Origin of the sequence: Aeromonas sp. PrichA-15, assembly GCF_017939245.1 — a bacterium.
GTDB classification, from domain to species: domain Bacteria; phylum Pseudomonadota; class Gammaproteobacteria; order Enterobacterales; family Aeromonadaceae; genus Aeromonas; species Aeromonas caviae.
On sequence record NZ_JAGKRH010000260.1, the window covers coordinates 1 to 1,404 of the forward strand.

Consider the following 1,404-nt stretch of genomic DNA (forward strand, 5'->3'; position numbering starts at 1 on the left):
TCCTGTCGTTGGTGGAGACCGGCAAGCGATTGGGCCGCTGCCCACAGGAGTGGTTGAGGGCCGTGGTCAGGGCGTGCATCGAGAAGACAGATTATCCCATCCCGGCAGAACTGATGCCGTCAACCCCGTCCTGGTGAATAGATACAAATGAAAACTCTATCTATTATCACCTTGACCGAATCCTTACAATGGATAGTTTAGCTACCTTTGATGACAACAAACAAAAACTCAGAAAAATTACAGCACAAAATTATGTGCGAGAATATATAAAACACCACTTCAAAAAGCATATAGACATACTTAACAAAACCAACTTCAAAAATGAAAATCTGTTAATCCCTGAATTACTAAATTATTTGGGTGTGTTTTATAAAAAAGACAACCAAACATGTGCAACACTACATGAGAAACTTGAATATTGTAATGAAAGGCTTTCTATCGCAAAAATTGACAATTCGTCATTTAGCATCCAACCAATAATCGCCGCTTATACTGCCATCATAATTCTGCAGGATATCGCGAATAAAACTAGCATGATTGCTCATTTTTATAATACATATAACATCCTTATCGAAAAACAAAGTCCAATACTGGACGATTTATATTTAAGCCTACACACAGCACTCAGTGAAAACTATGAGGACTTAAACCATAATGAATCATCCATTTATTTACATGATGATAATCAACCAGAAACAATATTAAGCAGTAAAAAACAGGGATATTTAGAGAAAATAACTTCTTACATATTTGAAATGTTTGGAGTTTGCACTCTATCTGATTCAGAGCTAGATTTGATGCCACTACTAGTAGAAGAGTCATATCTAGGTAAAATGGTCACGCCTCCTCCTCAATTTAGTATACCTATGGTTATTGTTGACAAGGATGCATCATTAGATAATAAGGCAAACCACCGTGAAAATCATGTGATTGCATTTGATCATTCTAAGGTCTCTGCTATTTCAGGGTTAATATACATAGAGACTAATAAATTTCAAAAGTTCTTCATGCAATATATACCTCTTATTAAATCACTCGATTGCATAAAACATAGCAAACCAGATGCAGCATTAAATATAATTAATAATGTGAAACATGAAGCACGATCATCATTTGGGTTTATTAAGTATTCGCTAGCAGTGCTTAAAATAGGGTTGATGTACAACTTAAAGCCAAGAAACATTAAACACCAGTCATTAAATGAACAGGTTATTGACATAATAAACCATCAAGGCATTAATTACATTCCTATCCTTGCGCAGGGCAAGATCGCGAACGTTTTTTAAGCAGGGCATGAGGATTTGACCGACCGAACAGGGTGTGATCTTATACTCTCTTTTACGGGAGTTTCGTCATGAACCATCAAGCGGCATTTACCCAATTCTTCTCCGAACTTGAAGACCC

General features: G+C 36.5%; 1 protein-coding gene. It reads left to right on the top strand.

Features of this window, described 5'->3' with window-relative positions; all coding sequences use genetic code 11:
- The first annotated feature begins 188 nt into the window (after positions 1-188).
- Positions 189-1,286 (top strand): hypothetical protein, encoded by a 1,098-nt coding sequence (locus J9889_RS20670; protein ID WP_210557956.1) that lies wholly within the window; start codon positions 189-191, stop codon positions 1,284-1,286.
- Positions 1,287-1,404 lie beyond the last annotated feature (118 nt).

Excerpts from the sequence above, each read along its gene's own strand:
- J9889_RS20670 (WP_210557956.1), top strand. The coding sequence starts at position 189 with ATGGATAGTTTAGCTACCTTTGATGACAACAAACAAAAACTCAGAAAA.